Here is a 20088-nt window from a genome sequence, read left to right as displayed (position 1 = left end):
CCTGCGCAGCCCGGCAGAAGTTTAGTGTGAGCAATCGGCAAAATCATCTAGCCTTCATGGCAGATGCGGATCGGTGCGGGGGCAGAGCGCCGCATCGTTCACGTTCACTGTTGCGCTTGAGGCCATCCCATGGAAGAACAATCTACTGCGCCCAGTCAGCGCTCCAGAGTGCTGCTGGTCGACGACGAGGAATCGATTCTCAATAGCCTGCGCCGCCTGCTGCGCAGCCAACCCTATGACGTTCTGCTGGCCACCAGCGGTGCCCAGGCGCTGGACCTGCTGGCGCAGCAACCGGTGGATCTGGTGATAAGCGATGCGCGCATGCCCGGTATGGACGGCGCGACGTTGCTGGCCCAGGTGCGCGAACGGCATCCGGGCACTCTGCGGATCATGCTCACCGGGTACGCCGACCCGAGCGCCATCATCAAGGCAATCAATGACGGGCAGATCCATCGTTACATCAGCAAGCCGTGGAACGACGAAGAGCTGCTGGTGATCTTGCGTCAGGCGCTGGAGCATCAGCATTCGGAACGCGAACGGCAGCGCCTGGAGCAGCTTGCCCGGGCGCAGAACGCGCAACTGAAACAGCTCAACAGCGCGCTGGAAAAACACGTCGCGGCGCGGACCGCCGAGTTGCAGCAGACCGCCGACATGCTTGACCTGGCGTACGAGGAACTCAAACACAGCTATGTCACCGGCACAGAGGTGTTCTCGCTGCTGGCGAACCTGCGCTTGCCTCCGGCCAAGCAGACCAACCGGCAGATCATCGAACTGGTGCGCGGCTACAGCAAGGTCCATGGCCTCGATGAAGCGTCCAGTCGTGACCTGACCATGGCCGCCGCGCTGTACAACATCGGTAAACTGAGCTGGCCGGACTCGATGATGGTCACGCCGTCGGATCTGCTGCATTCCGCCGAGCGCGAGCGTTATCGCGGCTATCCGAAGCAGAGCGAATCGCTGTTGATGACCCTCGATCCGATGAAAGATGCCGCCCGGTTGATCCTGCATCATCAGGAACACTGGGATGGCAGTGGCTTTCCCGACCGGCTCAAGGGCGAGGCGATCCCGTTTGGCTCGCGGCTGCTCAAGCTGGCGGTGGATTTCGTCGAACTGCAACGCGGGTTGATTCTCGAACGCCAGATGAACAACGACGAAGCGCTGCTCTACCTGCGTCAGTACAGTGGCCGGCTCTACGATCCGCAGCTGGTCGAGGCGTTCATCGAGGTCTGTGCGACGTTGCTCAACGATATCGCCCTGATCGATCCGCAGGTCAAAGTGTTGAGCACCCGCGAGCTGGTCGCCGGCATGCTCCTGGCGCGCAATCTCAACGCCGATAACGGCATGCTTCTGCTCAACACCGGCAAGGTACTGAGCGGCCCGCTGATCGAAAAACTGATTGCCTTCGAAGCCATGGAAGGCGGCAAGTACCGGGTCTTCGTCAAAGAGCCCGAGGAGCCAGCGGCCGCGCTCCAGGTGCAGGGCGAACGGGCATGACGGCAGGGGGGCGGACATGGGATCCTTGGGTTTTTGCCTCAGGGATTTTTCTCGCTCATGCCGCTGACTTCTCACGCTTCGCCCCGCACTCTCCATATCGCCGCTGCGCTGTTGCTCAACCCGCAAGGCCAGACCCTGCTGGTGCGCAAGCGCGGCACCACGGCGTTCATGCAACCGGGCGGCAAGATCGAGGCCCATGAGCTGCCGATTCACGCCCTTGCCCGGGAGCTGGAAGAAGAATTGGGTCTGCAGATCGATCCGACGCAGGCGATTTTCCTCAACAGCTTCTCCGCTCCTGCCGCCAACGAGCCGGGCTTCGTCGTGCATGCGGAAATTTTTCAACTGACCGTCGATACTGAAGTCTGCCCGGCGGCGGAAATCGAGGAAGTCATCTGGGTCGATCCGGCCACTGATCCGGCGCTCGAGCTGGCGCCATTGACACGCGAGCACATCCTGCCGTTTTATCGCCGTTCACTGACTGCACTCGCCTGATCATTCCCGCAAAGGACTTTGCCATGATCCCGCTGCAAGACTTGCTGATATTCGCCGCCGCCGCATTGCTGATGGTGCTGACGCCGGGGCCGAACATGATCTACCTGATCTCGCGTTCGATCTGTCAGGGGCGCCGCGCCGGAGTGACCTCATTGCTCGGCGTGGTCGGCGGGTTCTTTGTGCACATGTTCGCCGCGGCGGCCGGTTTGACAGCGGTATTTCTTGCCGTGCCGATGGCTTATGAAGTGTTGAAATGGGCCGGTGCGCTGTATTTGCTGTGGCTGGCCTGGCAGGCGCTGAAACCCGGTGCGCGTTCACCGTTCGAAGCTCAGCAACTGCCGCCGGACTCGGCGCGCAAACTGATCACCATGGGCTTTCTGACCAGCGCGCTGAACCCGAAAATCGCCGTGTTCTACCTCTCGGTGTTCCCGCAATTCATCAGCCCCGAACACGGCTCGGTGTTCACCCAAAGCATCATCCTCGGCCTGACCCAGATCAGCGTCAGTTTTTCCGTCAACTTGCTGATCGCGCTCTTCGCTGCGGGCATCGCCTCGTGGTTCGTGCGCAACCCGACCTGGCTGGCGTTGCAGCGGTACTTCATGGGCCTGGTGCTCGGCGGCCTTGCCGTACGGCTGATGTTCGAACAACGGCGGGCCGCCTGAGGTGTGGATCGAACGGCTGGATGCCAGCCACGCCCTGGTTTACCGCGAGCTGATGCTCGAAGCCTACGACCGTCACCCGCAGGCGTTCACCTCAAGCGTGCGTGAGCGCGCGGTGATGCCGTTGAGCTGGTGGGAAGGGCGCCTGACCAGCAAGCTCGACGTGGTGTCGGGGGCGTTCGACGCCGGGACATTGGCCGGGATTGTCGGCCTGGCTTTCGAACCGCGTGAGAAGGCGCGGCACAAGGCCACGCTGTTCGGCATGTACGTCTCAGCGGATTATCGTCGGCAGGGGCTGGGCTTTGATCTGGTCCAGGCGGCTTTGGCCGAAGCGCAAAAGCATCCGGCGCTGAAACTGCTCCAGCTCACCGTCACCGCTGGCAACGACGCGGCTTTTCAGCTGTATCAGCGTTGCGGCTTCATCCAGTACGGCCTCGAACCGCTGGCGGTCCGGGTGGGCGAAGACTACTTCGACAAGATCCACATGTGGCGCGAGCTCTGACCCACCACGACAATCCTTGTGGGAGCGAGCCTGCTCGCGAAGGCGTCCGTCCAGCCAACATCATCGCTGAATCATCCACCGCTTTCGCGAGCAGGCTCGCTCCCACAGGGGGACCTCTTGCTCTGAAGAATCAGCGTACGGCACTGACGCCATCCAGGGTCGAAAACGAAGTGTCCTTCGCAGTGAGCAGGAAGTCGCGCATATACGGCGCATCCAGCATGTCCGTGCGAATCGCCGCATACAGCGTCGCGAACAAACCTTTTTCCCCCAGCCGTTTGCCCTTCACATAACCACGCGAGCTGTATTCATGCAGCGCCCAGTGCGGCATGCCACAGACGCCACGGCCGCTGGCGACCAGTTGCATCATCATCACGGTCAGCTCGGAAGTGCGCACCTGCGCCGGTTCAATGTCGGCCGGCTCCAGAAAGCGCGTAAAGATGTCCAGACGATCGCGTTCCACCGGGTAGGTGATCAGCGTTTCCGTCAGCAAGTCCTCAGGAACGATATACGGCTTGCTCGCCAGTGCATGCTGATTGGCTACCGCGAGCATGGCTTCGTAAGTGAACAGCGGCACGTAAGTGATGCCGGCAATCTCCAGCGGATCGGAGGTCACCACCAGATCCAGATCGCCGCGCGCCAGTGCCGGTAGCGGGGCGAAAGCGAAGCCCGAGGCAAGGTCCAGCTCGACCTCCGGCCAGGCATCGCGAAACTGGTCGATGGTCGGCATCAGCCACTGGAAGCAGCTGTGGCATTCGATGGCCATGTGCAGACGCCCGGCGGTGCCACCGGCCAGACGAGCGATGTCCCGTTCAGCGGCGCGCAGCAGCGGCAGGGTGGCATCGGCCAGTTGCAGCAGGCGCAAACCGGCGCTGGTGAAGCGCACCGGTTTGGTCTTGCGCACGAACAGTTGCATGCCCATGCGCTCTTCGAGCTCTTTGAACTGGTGCGACAGGGCTGACTGCGTCAGATGCAGGCGGTCAGCGGCATCGACGAGGCTGTCGGCTTCGCGCAAGGCGTGCAGGGTTTTCAAGTGACGGATTTCGAGCACCGATGAAGCTCCATGAGTAACTTTTGTGTTAAATCGATTGTCGTTGAGTTTCTCTCATGTCTGCCTGATTGTCGATCTGTCCTGGGGCAGACTCGCAGCCGGATTCCGCCGACCGTCATGACTGACGCTCAAGGAAATCCGGCAGTCGCCTAAAGATCTTCGAAGTGGTGCAGGGCCACCGATTGCTTGCCGATTTTCGAATAGGGCAGCGTGGCGTCATCGGCGTGCGTGAGGAAACGGTGCTGCGGCAGTTTCAAATGGGCGGTTTCAAACCGCCTGAAGACCGGCACAGCGGTGCGGTAATGGAAGTGCGCATACCACAGCAATTGTGCCGGTTGGGCGGTGATGTTCCATATCTCGTATTCCTGCAGGTAGTCGGGATTATCGTCATGCCGGCCCAGATACCTGATCGGTTGCGTTCTGCGAATCTCCACGGCGCCCTGACCGATCAGGTCATCGAGCATGCCATCGGTGGGCTTCTGGCTGGCCAATGAGCTCTGCGTGCGGAGGCTACGGCCGGCAGCCGTCAACTCGGTGGCTTTGTCACGCAGGGTCTGGATGAGGGGATGCTGCGCAGACCTGGCGGCGATAGCGTCGGCGCGGGTGCCGAGTTCACTGGCATGAGTGTCCATCATGTGCTGCAGGTCGACCGGTAACATGCCTCTGTCGGCGTTGCGTTGCACCGCATTCTGGTAGGCAGGAACCCGGTCGAGGCGACGCCGCGCCTCAGCGACCAGTGCGCCAAGGTCCACTTGTGGCGCCCGTGGCTGAGCCTGAGGCAGGCTGACCTGGCGCGAACGGCCGTCAGGCCCTTCTTCCCAGACTTGCATTTCACCCTCCCGCTGGTGTCGCTCATACACGCGGCGCTGGGCGCGGGTATCAAATCTTTCGGTGCCGTACAGCAGATTGCCCTCAGCCGTCACGAATACGCGCTGGACCGGCTGGCCAGGCGTTTTCGGCACAGGCGGCTCGATCACGCCTCTGCGGGCCAGACTGGCCATTTGTTCGATGTTGTCGAGCAACGGTTCGATGTCGTCCAGATGAAGATGTTCCGGGTAGTCGCTCATCAAGATGGTCATTTGCCGGCGCAACCGGCTGTAGGCGTCCACGCAGTGCTGCAGCATCCGGGTACGATTTTGCGCGCTGGTACGCAACGCGGGCAGGTCGTACTGGGTGGTCATGGCTTCTTTGACGTCCTTCCAGAGCTGGGCTGTCCGCTCACGGAAATAAATCCACGAAACGTCATCGGTGTAGCGGTGGTCCAGGACCAGATCGAGCTGCATGTAGGTTTTGTGATAGAGCAGGTGAGCATTGCTGTGTCGGCGGTTGATCAGGGCAACATTTTTTGCCAGCTCGGTTTTATCGGCTTTCACGGTAATGCGTTCGTACCATTGATTGAGCTGGTTGCGAATGTCTTCCAGCATCTCCATTTTTTTCACGTAGTCGATCTGCAACTGGCGAATTTCTGCGAGCAACGCCAACCGTCGCGACGGTGCATCCGCCGGCAAGGCGTTCACGCTCAGGCTCAATCGCTGGATCTTTTCCAGCACCGTGAAAGTGGCTGAGGACACTTGGGCCGAGCGCATGCCGTATCGACTGGTCAGACGCAACGCGACGGAGCTTTGCACCCGGCTCACCGATGCCTGTTTGTTGCCGTTGGTGAGCGGCTTCAACTCGGTCAGCACCTCATAGCGTTGCGTGGCCATGCGGATATCTTCCAGGCACGCAGCTTCGGCTGCCGGCAGCAGGGCGGGCTGATCGGCGCGGCGGGCGTTCTGGAATGCCAGAATCGCCGTCTTGTTCGCCTCCAGCCGGGCATCGATTGCGCGCGCCAGACGCTCGGTTTCCATCGTCAGTTGCTGGTGCCGGCGCAAGCTGCGGTCACTCCACCAGCGCGGTAAACGCTGGCGGATGACCGGTGGCCAGTACGGGTCCAGTGCATTGGCCAGATGCCCCGCCACGTTACCGCCACCGAGCAGGCCGCCTTCCAGCGCGGTTCCATGAACACCGAACCAGGTGTCCCATTGGCCGCTTTCGTCCAGGGCAATGGGTTGCTTGTAGGTCTTGCGCGAGTTGCCGGACAGACGCCAGATGCGTGAACCCTGGCCCAGCTCCACTTGATAGAAGCGGCCCTGGCGCTCGATGAAATCGCCCTCGGCATGTCGATAGATGCCGCGATAAAGGCCGTGAGTTGTCGGCTCGATCCCTGCCAGCGACAGCGGCTTTTCATAATCGTAATCCTGGAAACGCGCCAGCACCTGCCGGGCATTGCGCTGCGTCTTGCCGTGCAATGCCGCAACGTTGCCGAGCAGGCTACGCAGTTGACGGGTCCTGGTCAGTGCGCGAGTGGTGCGCGAAAGACTCGAGGCCACCGCTTCGCCTGGCAGGAAGTCCATGAGCGCGTCGATCAATGACAGAAACATCGACTGCAGTTCGGCCACTGCGTCAGCCACATCACCGCGCAGAAACGCCGCAGCGGCCTGATTGGCGGCACTCCAGGCATCATGCAGCGCGAGGACGGTCCCCACAAACGGGACCATCCCCAATGCCATTTTCAGATAGTTGAACGCGCGCGGGCCTTTGAGTGCGTATCGCTGGAAGAACAGTTCATCGTTGGAGCGCGAGGTGCCGCGATGGGCTTCGATCAAGCGGCCCTGGTGGGTATCGAGCAAGTGTGCGGCCAGCGAAGTGCTCGCCGGCCAGCGCGCGCCAGCTTCAATGATAGCGTCGAAGTTTTTCGTCACCGCCTCGCCGATGCGGCCGACATGTGCCCTGATATCGCCTTGTAGCGCCTTGCCCGCCAGGTATTCGATCCACCGGTCATTCCCGCACAGGATGAAAAGCCCTTTGCGCGCGGCTTCGAGACTGTCGTAACGGCGCAGATACTGCTGATCGGGACTGTCGGGCAGGTACAGCAAAGTGGTGCCGCTGATCTGCTCCTCGATGAAGGTCAAGCCCGACAAGGTGACCGGCCCTTCGCGCGGCGTATCCTTGCCACCGCTTTTCAGGGATACCGGTCGCAGAACGATGCGCTTGCCATGGGCGAGCCAGGCGTCTGCGGTGTCGGCGTCGATTGCGGTGTTCAGCAGCTCTGCCTCATCCGGACCGAGGTGTTTTTGCAGCCGCGCGTTTTCGCTTTGTATCTTGAGCATCAGCCGCCAGGGTTCGATCAGGCTTTCGCGTCGATGTTGCCTGACGAACAGCGATTCGCTGGCCGATCCATGGAAAGCCTCGTGGATTTTTCGTTCATAGGCGGCGGGCAGGTCCAGCGCCGGCAGGACTTTACGCAGGTAGGTCAGATTGATGCCGTTGAGCAGGCGAATGCGATCGCGTGGCAGCGCGGCGGTGATTTCCAGGCGCATGAAGATCAAGCGCTGCGACAGTGCGTCGTTGAGCACGGACGGGACATTGTCGATATTCAGCTGAGCGAGTTCTTCCAGGGACATTTTGCTGCGAGTGGGGCCAGGCACGATGACAGTGGTCTTGCGCGGTCCGGCCGGCCCGGCCACTGCAACGGTTTCGGTTTTGGTCGTATCGGGCAATTCGACCTGAACGCAAAAGTGTCCGTTGATAGCGAAGTCCTTGCGCAGCCGGGCATGCAGATGCTTGCGCGTGAAATCGTCGCGGGGCGACAGCGCTCGGGACATGAGTGCGTGGCTGTTATCCATCGCGTGAAGGTAGGCCTTGATGCGCTGTTTGAGCCTGCTTCGCGCCGTTTTGTCCAACTGCGTCAGCCAGTCCGGCAAATGAGCGGCGAGGGTGGCACTGCGCTCCTGTTCGCGGACATGCGCGAACGACAGGCTTCGGGCAGCATTGACCGGCACCTGCACGCTGGCGAGGCAACTGTGTCGCAGAATTTCCATGGCGTCGGCTTGCTCCGGTTTGCCACGCATCCCTGCGGCGGTGCTTTCGAAGTCGGAAATCAATGCGTCGAGGGACTGATACAGAGGATCGGTGACCACCGGGTTCAGGCGCAGGGACAGGTGCATGTCGTTGTCCGCAATCCTGAACACCTCACGCGCGAGCGCCGGGTGATCGGCGAAGCGTTGCAGTCCGCCACCTGCGCCCGGGCAGTACAGCAACAGGCTGGAGCCGGGGCTGGCGCCGGACAGTGTGGCTTTGCGGGCGAACACCAGCGCGCCTTTGAGCGTTGCGCTTTTGACAGTGGTGATAGCGCTGGCGGTTTCGGTTATCGATAACGTCAGACTGGCGGCGCCGAAGTCCCCGGCGCGATCGGCAGCGACCGGTGTATCCAGCACGGCCTTGAGCAGTTCATGTTCAGTGTCGGAGATCAGCCCCAGCATTGCCTGCAGGCGGGCTTCGGCGAACAAGCCGTCTCTGTGCGCCTGATAAATGCCGGTAAATGCCGTGTTGAAGGTAACCAGATCAAAGGCGCGTTCTCGGTACAGCAACGATCTGGCGGCGATGTCGCAGGCCTGCTCAGCGTTTTCCAGGGTCTTGATTGCCTCTTCGCACTGGCGGTATCGGCTGGCGTCCGGGTCGTTGGCCTGCATCCGTTCGAGTGCTTCGCGCTCGCGCTTGAGCGCGGCGTGCCGCACGCTCAGTGGAATACCGGCAGACAGACTGCCGAAGAGCGGGGTTTCGGCACTTTCGCTGTCCTGTCTGGCGACGGCCATTCTCGCCGGTGCCGCTACGATGATTACGTTACTGCGCTGACGATCGATCAGTTCCACCTGTGCCAACGCATGCGCACCCCATTCCCGCAGGCCGGGTTTGCCTCTGTTGGTGGTGTGCAAAGCGTGCACCTGAGCATGGTGCCTGTCGGCGAACAAGTCGCTTGCCCCGGTGATCATTGGCGCGGTCGCTGCGGTGTAATCGAAGCGCAGGATTTCGCGCGCAAGACCGGTGGGAATCTGCACCTCGCTGGCCAGCCATGTTTCCATTTGTGCCCGGTTTTCAAAGGCTCGGATGCCCTCGGGGCCGCTGGGCAGATACACCAGCGGGCGTGCTGTCGACCGCTCACCCGTGCTGATCACCCATGCCCCGGGCAGCTTGACCCTGCTGTGATTGCTCAGCACCAGCGCCGGTTTCTCGGTGTGCAGGGGGCGGCCCTTGAACGACAACGAGCCGGAACCCGCATCGACAACCTGTTGCAGGCAGGCAAGCTGCTCTGTGCTGATGATCTGTCTGGCGAAAGCTGCCTCAGCGGTCGCTTCGAAGTGCATGCGATAAAGTTCGGTAGCGCGCGTGCGTCGCGACACGGCGGTCTGTGGGGCACGGGCCTCCCAGAATTCGGCCCAGGCCGTGGCATGCGCTTTTTGTAGATCGAGCGCTTTCAGTTTTTCCAGCATTTGCAGTGGTTTCAAGGCATGCAGCGGGTGGTCGCGGCTCAGACCGCTGACATGGCAGCGCTGATCCAGAGTGGTCTCCAGTTCGGGGTGCTGAACGACAAAAGCGCAGGCCTGGGTGAGGCTGACAAAGTGTTCGGCTTGCGTGTGCGTGGCCGCAAAGCGCAAACCGCTGGTTTCACCATCGAGTTGCAGGTGCTGTCTTAGTGACTGGTTGATCGTGTCGCGCAGGGCAGGGCTGGTTGCGAACAACCTGCGCAAGCCTTCGCTACTGTCACGCCAGCGTCTATTGGCTTGTAACAACAAACTCTGATCGATGGTTTTCGCCAATGGCATGGACGGCGCAAGCGACTGCGGCGTAAACGGCGGCACATCAAGGGGCAGGGGATCGAGCATGGTGACTGACTCGCAGGGGGGAGCGGGGCATCCGCTCCGGTGCGGGTCATTCAACAGAAAACGCGCCGGAACCTGGCGGTACATAGTTATGGTTCGCCGCGGACAGATGACCGCTCGGCACTCTTCATCAAACTGTCATGCAAGTGTGGCAGCGCGCTCGCACGAACTTCATCAGACTCGCGATCTACTGGGGTGCTGCGTTTTGGTGTTTTTCATGTTCAAGAGATTCTTTTCAGTCGCGGCCGCGTTGGCCGCGCTTTTGTTCGGGGCCGGCTCGTTTGCAGCAGGGCGCTGTGATGTCAACGTGCCGACCGAGCACGCCGAGCTGGCACAGGTCAGCCTCGCCTATCAAAGTATCGGCCGGGCTTCGGACCCGGCGCTGTTGCTGGTCATGGGCCTGGGCGGGCAGTTGATCCACTGGCCGGACGAAGTGGTGGTCGCGCTGTGTCAGCAGGGTTTCCGGGTGATCCGTTATGACAATCGCGACGTCGGCCTGTCGACCTGGCGGCAGGCGCCGATCGAGGCCAATCTGACCTTCGAAGTGCTGCGCTATAAACTCGGTCTGCCGGTTTCGGCACCGTACAGCCTGACTGACATGGCCGGCGATGCGCTGGGTTTGATGACCGCGTTGAAGGTCGAACAATTTCATGTGCTCGGCGCGAGCATGGGCGGGATGATCGCCCAGCACATGGCGGCCATGGCGCCGCAGCGGGTGGAAAGCCTGACTTTGATAATGACCACTTCCGGCGCTGAAGGCTTGCCAGCACCGAGTGCGGCGCTGGTGCAATTGCTCTCGCGGCGGGGCGCGCCGAACCGTGAAGTCGCGCTGGAACAACAAGCCGATCTGCTCGCTGCACTCGGTAGCCCGGCGGTGACTGATGATCGGCAAGCGCTATTGCAACAGGCGGCGGCATCCTACGACCGCGCGTTCAATCCCGAAGGCGTCAAACGGCAGATCATGGCGATCCTTGCCGAACCGAGCCGGGTGGCTTTGCTCAATCAACTGCGCGTACCGACACTGGTGGTGCACGGCACGGCCGATCCGCTGCTGCCAGTGATGCACGGCGTGCACCTGGCAGCGCACATCCAGGGCAGTCAGCTGAAACTGATTCCGGGACTGGCGCATCGCTTTCAGGAAGCGTTCAAGGAGCCGTTGCTGGCGGCGGTGCTGCCGTATTTGCAGGCGCATCGCGAGGACACTTCGCATTGGGCTCGGGTCGATCCGGCGGCGCAGAACAATCTGCTTTAACCGCGCCAGCATCCTGTCGCCAAAAAAATATCAATGTGCCACTATTGTTTGCCGCGTTGTTGCCGATAAGGGCAGGAACGTTTTCAGACATAGGGACTTGATCCATGATTTTTCGCGCTACACGTCAATGGGCCGCGCTGGCCCTGCTCGCGGTACTGACCCTGACCGGCTGTGCCCACGTACAACCGCCGGTGCCTCTGGACAAACAATTCTGGGATGCCAAGGAGCCGACCATCGGCGTGGCCATTACCGTCGTACCGTCGCCTGTGCTGGCGCTGACCGGCAATCAGGGCATCCTCGATTACGCCATCAATGCCGGCGTCAACAGCAAGCTCAGCGCCAATGTCGAGACCTGGCAGGTGCGTGACCTGGAAACCTTGCCCGACGCGATCGTCGCCAAACTGCAAGCCAAGGGCTACAAAGCCAAGCGCATCGATGAAAAGGTGGATCTGAAAACCTTCAAGGAAGTCGATTTCCGTGAAGGCTACATGACCAAGGACATGACGCCGATGAAGGTCGCCCACGGCATTGACCGTCTGTTGCTGGTGTCGATTTACGCCACTGGTGCGACGCGCAGCTACTACAGCGTCGTGCCCACCAGCGTGCCGATGGCCCAGGTTGGCGGCCAGGGCATGGTGATCGATCTGGCGGACAACAAACTCTTGTGGTACCAGCCATTCGCAGCTGTTCAAGCCGCGCAAGGTGAGTGGGACGAGCCGTCCTACACCAACCTGTCCAACGCGTTCTATCAAGCGATGGATAACAGCCGTCAGCAAATGATCGCCCCGTTCGCGCAATGAAACGTCTGGCCCTGACACTCGCGGCGATCTCCCTGCTGGCATTGCCTGGCTGTGCGCAGAAACCGGCACCCGAGGCCGGTTTCAAGGATCAGGCCGCTATCAGCTACGTGCAGGCGCACGGGCTGAAAGTGGACGTGCAACTGCCGGCGGAGTTTGTCGGCGCGAGTACGGTGATCGACAGCAAAGCGGCGGTGAACGCGGCGAATTCCAGTTACACGCTGGTTTCGAGCTCCGGCGCAGGCGCCGGGTTGGCGGGCATCCTGGTGGCCAGTCTGATCAACACGCAAATGGGTTCCGGTACATTGCAGCGCGATGCCGAAAAAGCCGCGCTGAACGAATCGCGGCCGCTGGCTGATCTGCTCGCTGGCGTGCCGTTGCAGGAGCGTTTGCAACAACGCTTCCAAGCGGCGTCGCAAGTGTCCGGATTCAAGCAGGGGGAGGGCGCGGTCACGGCACGGTTGCTGATCGAACCGAAGCTGATGCTGACCCCGGATCGCGGCAGTTTCGTGCTGGTCAATCAGGTGCAATTGCAGGATATCGCCGGCTCGCCGCTGTACCGCATGCGCATCGAAGTGGCCAGCCAGCCGATTCGTCGCTGCGGCAAGCAATGCATCGATGACGGCGCCCTCGACCTGGCGCAGGTCAGCGCTGTGCTGGATGAGTGCATTGATGAATCCATGCGCGTGTTGAGCGCCGATCTGATGCAACCGACGCCGCCGCCCGCCGCGCAGGAAACCCTGCGTTACGTGCTCGACGGCCAGCGGGTGGTCGAGCGCGGTTATCAACTGGCGCAGAACGGCAGCTACTGGCGCTACCGCAACCTCTACGGTGCGGTGAAATCAGTGCCGGTGCCGTTCGAGGATGCCTTGTCGTCCGCGCAACTGGCCAGAGTCTACGGCCGCTAGGGGGTGATGCGCGTGGGTTCAGGCATGCAGCCGGACCCACACGCTGACCAACACCGTCGCCGCCATCAACCACGCCACCGCAGCCACCGCCAGCGATGCTTCCAGACGCATGCGGTCGACCATCACATACAGCGTCGCCAGATAGACGAAATACGGAATGATCGACCACATGCCGAACACGATCGTGGTCTTCAGATCGTCAACCGAACGGCCCTTGCCGACGATGTAATGCGCAATCAGGGCAAAGGTCGGAAACAGCGGCACCAGGCCGGCGATGTAATAGTTCTTCGTCTTCGACAGTGCCGCGAGGATCAGCACCACTGCGGCGCCGATCGCCGCTTTCAGAATCAGATCCATCAGTGGCTCAACCCGTACTTTTTGACTTTGTCGAACAGCGTGGTCTTGGCCATGCCCAGTTCCTGGCTGGCCTGGGTCAGATTGCCGCCGCTGCGTTGCAAGGCGTCGACCAGCAGGTTGCGCTCGAACGCTTCCACCGCTTCGGCAAACGCCAGACCCTGGCCCGCGCTGGCCCCGGATTTCTTGAAGGCCGGCAGGCCGAGGGCGAAGCGTTCGGCGACGTTGCGCAGTTCGCGCACGTTGCCCGGCCAGTCGTGGCTCATCAGGTTCGACAGGGTCTGGTTGTCCAGCTCCGGCAGCGCGCGGTCGAAACGCAGGGCCGATTGCTGGGTGAAGTGTTCGAACAGTTGCAGGATGTCTTCGCGGCGCTCGCGCAGTGGCGGCAATTCCAGGGTCACGACGTTGAGGCGGTAGTACAGGTCGCTGCGAAACTCGCCGGCCTTGCTCGCTTCGTCGAGGTCGGATTTGGTCGCCGCAATCACCCGGCAATCCACCGCCACGCTCTGGTTCGAGCCGAGACGTTCGAGGGTGCGTTCCTGCAAGACGCGCAGCAATTTGATTTGCAACGGCAGCGGCATGCTTTCCACTTCGTCGAGGAACAGCGTGCCGCCGTCGGCGTGTTCGATCTTGCCGATGCGGCGTTTTCCGGCACCGGTGAAGGCATTGGCTTCGTGGCCGAAAATCTCGCTTTCAAAAAGGTTTTCCGGCAGACCGCCGCAGTTCAGCGCAACGAACTGTTTGCTGTGACGGCGACTGAAATCGTGCAGGCAACGGGCGACCAGTTCCTTGCCGGTGCCGGTCTCGCCCTCGATCAAGACGTTGGCCGAGGTGTCGGCGACGTTGGCAATCAGCTCGCGCAGGTTCTGCATCGCCGGTGAACGGCCGATGATCCGTCCTTCAAGGGAGTCGCGTTCAGCCAGTTGCCGACGCAACGATGACACTTCGCGGGCGAGGCTGCGTTGCTCCAGTGCCCGCCGCGCCACGTCCACCAGACGCTCCGGGGAGAACGGTTTTTCCATGAAATCGTAAGCGCCTTTCTGCATCGCGCCGACGGCCATGGAAATGTCGCCATGGCCGGTGATCAGCACCACCGGCAGGCTGCGGTCACGTTGCTTGAGGCGGGTGAGCAATTCCAGGCCATCGATGCCCGGCAGGCGGATGTCGCTGATGACGATGCCGGCGAAGTTGTCGCCGACCTGCGCCAGCGCTTCTTCGGCACTGCCGACGCCGATGCACGGAATGTCTTCGAGGGTCAGCGCCTGTTGGCAGCCGAGCAGCACATGGGGGTCGTCTTCGACAATCAGCACACTGAGTTCGGGGTTCATATTGGCTCGGCAGAAAGAGGGCTTACCAACGGTAAACTGAGGACGAAAGTGGTGCCACCGCCGGCCGGGTGTTCTACACCCAGATGCCCGCCGGTGGCAGCGGCGAGGCTGGCGGACAGGGTCAGGCCCAGTCCCAGGCCTTGCTCGCCGGGTTTGGTGGTGAAGAACGGTTCGAACAAATGCTTGCGCGCTTCGGCGTCGATGCCGTGGCCATTGTCGCGCACACGCAAGCGATACTTGCCGTTGAATTCTTCACCCTCCAGCCACAGTTGCGGCTGCGGTTGCGCGTGCATGGCGTCGAGGGCGTTGCCGATCAGGTTGACGAGGATCTGTTCGAGGCGGGTCTGATCGATCTGCAACTGCACATCGGCAAACTGCCGGTGAATCTGCAGCGGGGTGTTTTCCATACGCGCGCCGAGCACTTGCAACGCGGCATCGACGGCTTTGCCAAGACTGGCCTGACCCTTGTTGTCGCCACGCCGGGCAAACGAACGCAGGCTGGCGGTGATCCGGCCCATGCGGTCGATCAAATCATTGATAGTCTTGAGGTTGGTGCTGGCGACGTCGAGCTGGCCGCGCTCGAGAAAGCGCACGGTATTGCCCGACAGCGTGCGCATGGCGGCCAGCGGCTGGTTCAGTTCATGGGCAATACTCGTCGACATCTGGCCGATGGCGGCGAGTTTGCCGGCCTGCACCAGTTCGTCCTGGGCGCGGCGCAAGGTCTCCTCGGCCTGGCGGCGCTCGCGGATCTGACTCTTCAGGCGTTCGTTGCTGGCGCGCAGATCGGCGGTGCGTTCGGTAATCCGACGTTCGAGTTGGCTGTTGGCTTCCTGCAACGCTTCGCGGGCGGCGAGGCGGGTGGCGAGGACTTTGCGCCGCTCGTTCCAGGCGATCAACAGGAACGCGAACAGGGCAAACGCCACCGCCACCAGAATCCCTTGATTGATCGCCTCACGGCGCAGGTCCTGCAAAGGCGTGAGCAGGGTGAAGTTCCACGGCGTATCGCTCAACAGCCGCGTTTGCGCCAGATAACTGATGTCGTCTTCGTCGGGCTGCAATTCGCTGTTGGCCGGGAAGGTCAGTTTCTCCACGCCTTCGGCCAGGGTCTCGCGGGCCAGCGGTTGCAGTTCGTTGAGCGGGAACCAGTAGTACTGCAGGCTGCGAGCGAGTTTTTCCTTGACCTCGTCGCTCAGTGGAATTACCGATTTCAGCCGCCTGGCCGGGTCGCTGGAGAGAATGATGATGCCGTTCTCGTCGCTGACGAACGCTTCCAGACGCGCGCGTTGCCAGCGTTCTTCCATGGCTTCCAGGCGCACTTTGACCACCGCGACGCCGATGATCTTGCCGTGCTCTTCGAGGCCGTGGGCCAGGTAGTAACCGGGTTCGCCGTTGGTGCTGCCGATGCCGTAGAAACGCCCGGGCTGGCCGCGCACGGCGTCTTTGAAATAAGCGCGGAAGGACAGGTCTTCACCCAGATAACTGTCGACATCGCGCCAGTTGCTGGTGGCCATGACCCGGCCAGTGGTGTCCATCACGTAGATGGCGCGGCTGCGGCTGCGGCGGTTCAGGCCTTCGAGGTAATCGTTGACCGTCTGCCGGTGTTCCGGAGTCGGGTCGGCCAGTAACTGCGGCACACTGGTTTCGAGTTCCAGCAGGCTGGGCAGGTAGGTGTACTTGCTGATTTCACTTTCGACTGCGCGGGCGTGCAGTTCCAGCTGACGCTGGCCGTTCTCGCCGAGGCTGCGGATGCCGAAGTGTTCACTGGTCCAGAAACCGATGAAACCCAGTCCGACCATCAGGGCGATGATCAGCGGCGGCAGGAACAGATGACGGATCAGACGGGGCTTCACGGCAAGTGATGGCTCTGCAGCGCGATAAAGAGTGGGGTCGCATTTCATCACAGATGCCTTGGGTCAACCAGCGCTGCCGCGGACGACGCACTGGTTTGGTCGAGCCTGGAACCTGTGGCGAGGGAGCTTGCTCCCGCTCGGCTGCGAAGCAGTCGTAAACGCTGCGAATGCGTTGTGTCGGATACAACGCAATTTGCAGGTTTTGGGGCCGCTGCGCGATCCAGCGGGAGCAAGCTCCCTCGCCACAAAGGGCAGATCGGTGGTGCTGTCAGTGCTGCAGGATTTTCTCGAGGAAGTGCTGCGCGCGTTCGGAGCGGGCGCTGATGTCGCCGAAGAATTCCTCTTTCGGGCAGTCTTCGATGATCTTGCCCTGGTCCATGAAGATCACCCGATCAGCCACTTTGCGGGCGAAGCCCATTTCGTGGGTCACGCACATCATCGTCATGCCTTCGTGAGCCAGTTGCACCATCACGTCGAGCACTTCGTTGACCATTTCCGGGTCGAGCGCCGAAGTCGGTTCGTCGAACAGCATGACGATCGGGTCCATCGCCAGCGCACGGGCAATCGCCACACGCTGTTGCTGACCACCGGACAGTTGCCCCGGATGCTTGTGGGCGTGCGCCGACAGGCCGACGCGCTCAAGCAGTTGCAGACCTTTTTTGGTCGCCTCTTCCTTGCTGCGGCCGAGCACCTTGATCTGCGCAATGGTCAGGTTTTCGGTGATGGTCAGGTGCGGGAACAGTTCGAAATGCTGGAACACCATGCCCACGCGCGAACGCAGCTTCGGCAGGTTGGTCTTCGGGTCGGCGATCGACGTGCCGTCTACCACCACGTCACCTTTCTGGAACGGCTCAAGGGCGTTGACGCACTTGATCAGCGTCGACTTGCCGGAACCCGACGGGCCGCAGACCACGATCACTTCGCCTTTCTTGACCTCGGTGCTGCAATCAGTCAGCACCTGGAAGTCCCCATACCACTTGTTGATGTTTTTGATAGAGATCATACGGCGAACCTTTTTTGCAGACGCTTGACCAGCCGCGAGGCGGCGAAGCTGATGATGAAGTACACGAGACCGGCGAAAATCAGGAACTCATTGGAGCGGCCGATGATGTCGCCGCTGGCGCGCGAGGCGTTGAGGAAATCCACCAGGCCCACGGTGTAGACCAGCGAGGTGTCCTGGAACAGGATGATGCTCTGCTGCAGCAGCAGTGGGGTCATCTTGCGGAACGCCTGCGGCAGGATGATCAGGCGCATCATCTGCCCGTAGTTCATGCCCAGTGCTTGCGCAGCACCCATCTGGCCCTTGGAAATCGACTGCACACCGGCACGGACGATTTCGCAGAAGTACGCCGCTTCGAACATCATGAACGCCACGACGCACGAGGTGAATGCGCCGATCGGCGTGTCTTCACCGGTGATCCAGCGCAGCACGAACGGCACCGCCAGATAGAACCAGGTGATCACCAGCAGCAGCGGAATCGAGCGGAAATAGTTGACGTAGGCGCCAGCGATGCTCGACAGCAGCTTGTTGTGCGACAGACGGCACAGCGCGAGGATCGTGCCGAGAACCATCCCGCCGATCACTCCCATGGCCATCAGCTTGAGGGTCATCACCATGCCGTTCCACAAACCGGGAATGGCCGGGACGATGCCACTGAAATCGAATTCCATTATTTACCCCCCACGGAGATCAGGCCGGGCACTGCGACTTTCTTCTCGACCAGGCGCATCAACAGCATCAGGCTCATGTTGAGGGTGAAATAGATCAGCGTCGCCAAAGTGAACGCTTCGAACAGGTTGGCCGAGAATTCGGCGGTCTGTTTGGTCTGCGCGAGCAATTCCATCAAACCGATCAGGGACGCCACGGAGGAGTTCTTGAACACGTTGAGGAATTCCGAGGTGAGCGGCGGAATGATGATCCGGTAGGCCTGGGGCAGCAGCACGTTCCAGTAGATCTGCGGCAGTTTGAAACCCATCGCGCGGGCGGCGGATTCCTGGCCACGGGGCAGCGCCTGGATACCGGTGCGCACTTGCTCGCAGACACGGGCAGCAGTAAACAGACCGAGGCAGACGACCACGCTCAGGTAGGCCGAGGTGGTCGGGTTGAGGTCCTGCTTGTACCACTCCTGCAGATCCGCCGGCAGCAGATCGGGCACCAGGAAGTACCAGATGAACAGCTGCACCAGCAGCGGCACGTTACGGAACAGCTCGACGTAGCAGGTCGCGATGCCCGATACGATGCGGTTCGGCACGGTGCGCATGATGCCCAGCAGCGAGCCGAGCAGCAGGGCGATGATCCACGCCACGACGGCGATGGCGATGGTCCAGCCCAGGCCGGAGATGAACCAGTCGAGATAGGTCTCGCTGCCCACACCGGTGGACTTGAAGAACACGCCCCAGTCCCAGTTGTAATTCATTAGGGTCTCCCCTCGATTCGATCGATGTACAAGTGCCCGCCTGGGGAACTCCGTTCCCTCCCCAGTCTTTTTTCAAGACCGGGCACACGCGATCGGCTCGACAGCCACCGGTTCGAGTGTTTCCAGAAAAATGCCAGCAGGGAGTGACCATCCCCTGAGAAGGCAGGCGCCTCCTCAGGGGATAAGGTTAGTCAGAAAATCAGGACTTCTTGTCGTCAGCCGCTTTGTCGGTCGGATTGGCGATCAGGTTCTTGAGCTCGTCGCTCATCGGGAAGTTCAGGTTCAGGCCTTTTGGCGGGATCGGCTGCATGAACCACTTCTCGTAGATCTTGTTGATTGCGCCCGACTTGTAGGTGGCGACGATCGCGTCATCCACAGCCTTTTTGAATGGCGCGTCGCCTTTGCGCATCATGCAGCCGTAGATTTCGTACGACTGTGGCGTGCCGGTCACTTCCCAATCGGTGGCTTTCTTGGCCTTGGCCGCTTCGCCGGCCAGCAGCGCGTCGTCCATCATGAACGCAACGGCACGGCCCGATTCCAGCATCTGGAAGGACTCGCCGTGGTCTTTGGCGGAGATGACGTTCATGCCCATCTGCTTGTCGGCGTTCATCGCCTTGAGGATGCGCTCGGAGGTGGTGCCGGCGGTGGTCACGACGTTCTTGCCCTTCAGATCGTCGAAATCCTTGTACTTCGAGTCTTTCTTGGACAGAAGACGGGTACCGATTTCGAAGATGCCGACGGAGAAGTCGACCTGCTGCTGACGCTCGACGTTATTGGTGGTCGAACCGCACTCCACGTCTACGGTGCCGTTCTGCACCAGCGGGATACGGGTCTGCGAGGTGACGAGGTTGTATTTGACTTGCAGGTTCGGCAGGTCGAGGTCTTTCTTGATCGCTTCGACGATGGCCATCTGGATGTCGTGCGAGTACCCAACCGGCTTGCCGGACGCATCAGCGATGTAGGAGAACGGAATAGAGGCGTCACGGTGGCCCAGGGTGATGACACCGGACTCTTTGATCTTCTTCAGGGTGCCGGTGAGCTCGGCGGCGAAAACTGGCGTGCTGATCAGAGCGGCAGCAATGGCTGCGCCCAGGATATGGGGAACGATGCGCATCAAATTTTCCTCGACATTGTTTTTTTTATGGAGCCAGTTTGTCGGCCCTTTTTGTGCTTCGAATGCCTGACGGCTCCTGAAGTGTTGGCACAACAGGCATTCGTCGAGAGAGTGTAGAGCATGAGTCGTGCCAGAGCAGGAATAGTCAGTTAAGTGGCTGTTTTATAACGT

16 protein-coding genes are annotated in these 20088 nt (G+C 61.1%); 7 read left to right on the top strand and 9 right to left on the bottom strand.

Going from position 1 to position 20088, the window contains the following annotated elements; all coding sequences use genetic code 11:
- Window positions 1–129 precede the first annotated feature (129 nt).
- The 4 genes from GXB78_RS08585 to GXB78_RS08570 are packed head-to-tail and all read left to right on the top strand — an operon-like array spanning window position 130 to window position 3147.
- Window positions 130–1494, top strand: a complete 1365-nt coding sequence (locus GXB78_RS08585) for an HD domain-containing phosphohydrolase (protein WP_329515098.1) — start codon at window positions 130–132, stop codon at window positions 1492–1494.
- Window positions 1495–1551: 57 nt separating this feature from the next.
- Window positions 1552–1986: an NUDIX hydrolase gene (locus GXB78_RS08580; protein ID WP_329515097.1), complete on the top strand. Its 435-nt coding sequence runs from the start codon at window positions 1552–1554 to the stop codon at window positions 1984–1986.
- A gap of 23 nt (window positions 1987–2009) precedes the next feature.
- A complete protein-coding gene (locus GXB78_RS08575; protein WP_329515096.1) occupies window positions 2010–2648 on the top strand; it encodes a LysE family translocator in 639 nt (212 codons plus the stop codon).
- A gap of 1 nt (window position 2649) precedes the next feature.
- A complete protein-coding gene (locus GXB78_RS08570; protein WP_329515095.1) occupies window positions 2650–3147 on the top strand; it encodes a GNAT family N-acetyltransferase in 498 nt (165 codons plus the stop codon).
- Between the two features lie 130 nt (window positions 3148–3277).
- Here the strand turns inward: GXB78_RS08570 and metR are convergent, their stop codons facing one another.
- On the bottom strand, window positions 3278–4195 hold the full coding sequence (gene metR / locus GXB78_RS08565) for a transcriptional regulator MetR (protein WP_130909512.1): 918 nt from the start codon (window positions 4193–4195) through the stop codon (window positions 3278–3280).
- 149 nt (window positions 4196–4344) lie between these two features.
- Window positions 4345–9900 carry a dermonecrotic toxin domain-containing protein gene (locus tag GXB78_RS08560; RefSeq protein WP_329515094.1) on the bottom strand — a complete coding sequence of 1852 codons (5556 nt, stop codon included), beginning with the start codon at window positions 9898–9900 and terminating at the stop codon, window positions 4345–4347.
- A gap of 214 nt (window positions 9901–10114) precedes the next feature.
- On the opposite strand from GXB78_RS08560, the gene GXB78_RS08555 reads away from it, so the two are divergent.
- The 3 genes from GXB78_RS08555 to GXB78_RS08545 all read left to right on the top strand — a co-directional run bounded on the left by GXB78_RS08555 (window position 10115) and on the right by GXB78_RS08545 (window position 12854).
- Window positions 10115–11149, top strand: coding sequence for an alpha/beta fold hydrolase (locus GXB78_RS08555; RefSeq protein ID WP_329515093.1), 1035 nt, complete (start codon window positions 10115–10117; stop codon window positions 11147–11149).
- A gap of 104 nt (window positions 11150–11253) precedes the next feature.
- Entirely contained in the window at window positions 11254–11949 is a 696-nt protein-coding gene (locus tag GXB78_RS08550; protein WP_329515092.1) for a hypothetical protein, read from the top strand.
- Complete coding sequence (locus GXB78_RS08545; protein ID WP_329515091.1) at window positions 11946–12854, top strand: hypothetical protein; 909 nt, start codon at window positions 11946–11948, stop codon at window positions 12852–12854. Before GXB78_RS08550 ends, GXB78_RS08545 begins: the two co-directional genes overlap by 4 nt.
- 18 nt (window positions 12855–12872) lie before the next feature.
- Here GXB78_RS08545 and GXB78_RS08540 read toward each other — a convergent pair whose 3' ends face one another.
- From GXB78_RS08540 to GXB78_RS08510, 7 genes are all read right to left on the bottom strand, one after another.
- On the bottom strand, window positions 12873–13202 hold the full coding sequence (locus GXB78_RS08540) for a GlpM family protein (RefSeq protein ID WP_329515227.1): 330 nt from the start codon (window positions 13200–13202) through the stop codon (window positions 12873–12875).
- 8 nt (window positions 13203–13210) lie between these two features.
- A complete protein-coding gene (gene aauR / locus GXB78_RS08535) occupies window positions 13211–14536 on the bottom strand; it encodes a two-component response regulator AauR (RefSeq protein ID WP_042607381.1) in 1326 nt (441 codons plus the stop codon).
- Complete coding sequence (aauS, locus tag GXB78_RS08530) at window positions 14533–16434, bottom strand: two-component sensor histidine kinase AauS (RefSeq protein ID WP_329515090.1); 1902 nt, start codon at window positions 16432–16434, stop codon at window positions 14533–14535. Before aauS ends, aauR begins: the two co-directional genes overlap by 4 nt.
- 220 nt (window positions 16435–16654) lie before the next feature.
- On the bottom strand, window positions 16655–17389 hold the full coding sequence (locus GXB78_RS08525; RefSeq protein WP_016773390.1) for an amino acid ABC transporter ATP-binding protein: 735 nt from the start codon (window positions 17387–17389) through the stop codon (window positions 16655–16657).
- A complete protein-coding gene (locus tag GXB78_RS08520) occupies window positions 17386–18057 on the bottom strand; it encodes an amino acid ABC transporter permease (protein ID WP_217865352.1) in 672 nt (223 codons plus the stop codon). The genes GXB78_RS08525 and GXB78_RS08520 overlap by 4 nt, the downstream gene beginning before the upstream one ends.
- Complete coding sequence (locus tag GXB78_RS08515; protein ID WP_042607379.1) at window positions 18057–18803, bottom strand: amino acid ABC transporter permease; 747 nt, start codon at window positions 18801–18803, stop codon at window positions 18057–18059. Before GXB78_RS08515 ends, GXB78_RS08520 begins: the two co-directional genes overlap by 1 nt.
- A 199-nt stretch (window positions 18804–19002) precedes the next feature.
- Entirely contained in the window at window positions 19003–19917 is a 915-nt protein-coding gene (locus GXB78_RS08510) for a glutamate/aspartate ABC transporter substrate-binding protein (protein WP_329515089.1), read from the bottom strand.
- Window positions 19918–20088 lie beyond the last annotated feature (171 nt).

The sequence above is a fragment of the Pseudomonas moraviensis subsp. stanleyae genome (assembly GCF_036283065.1).
GTDB lineage: Bacteria > Pseudomonadota > Gammaproteobacteria > Pseudomonadales > Pseudomonadaceae > Aquipseudomonas > Aquipseudomonas stanleyae.
This window is presented reverse-complemented; position numbering and strand designations above follow the sequence as displayed.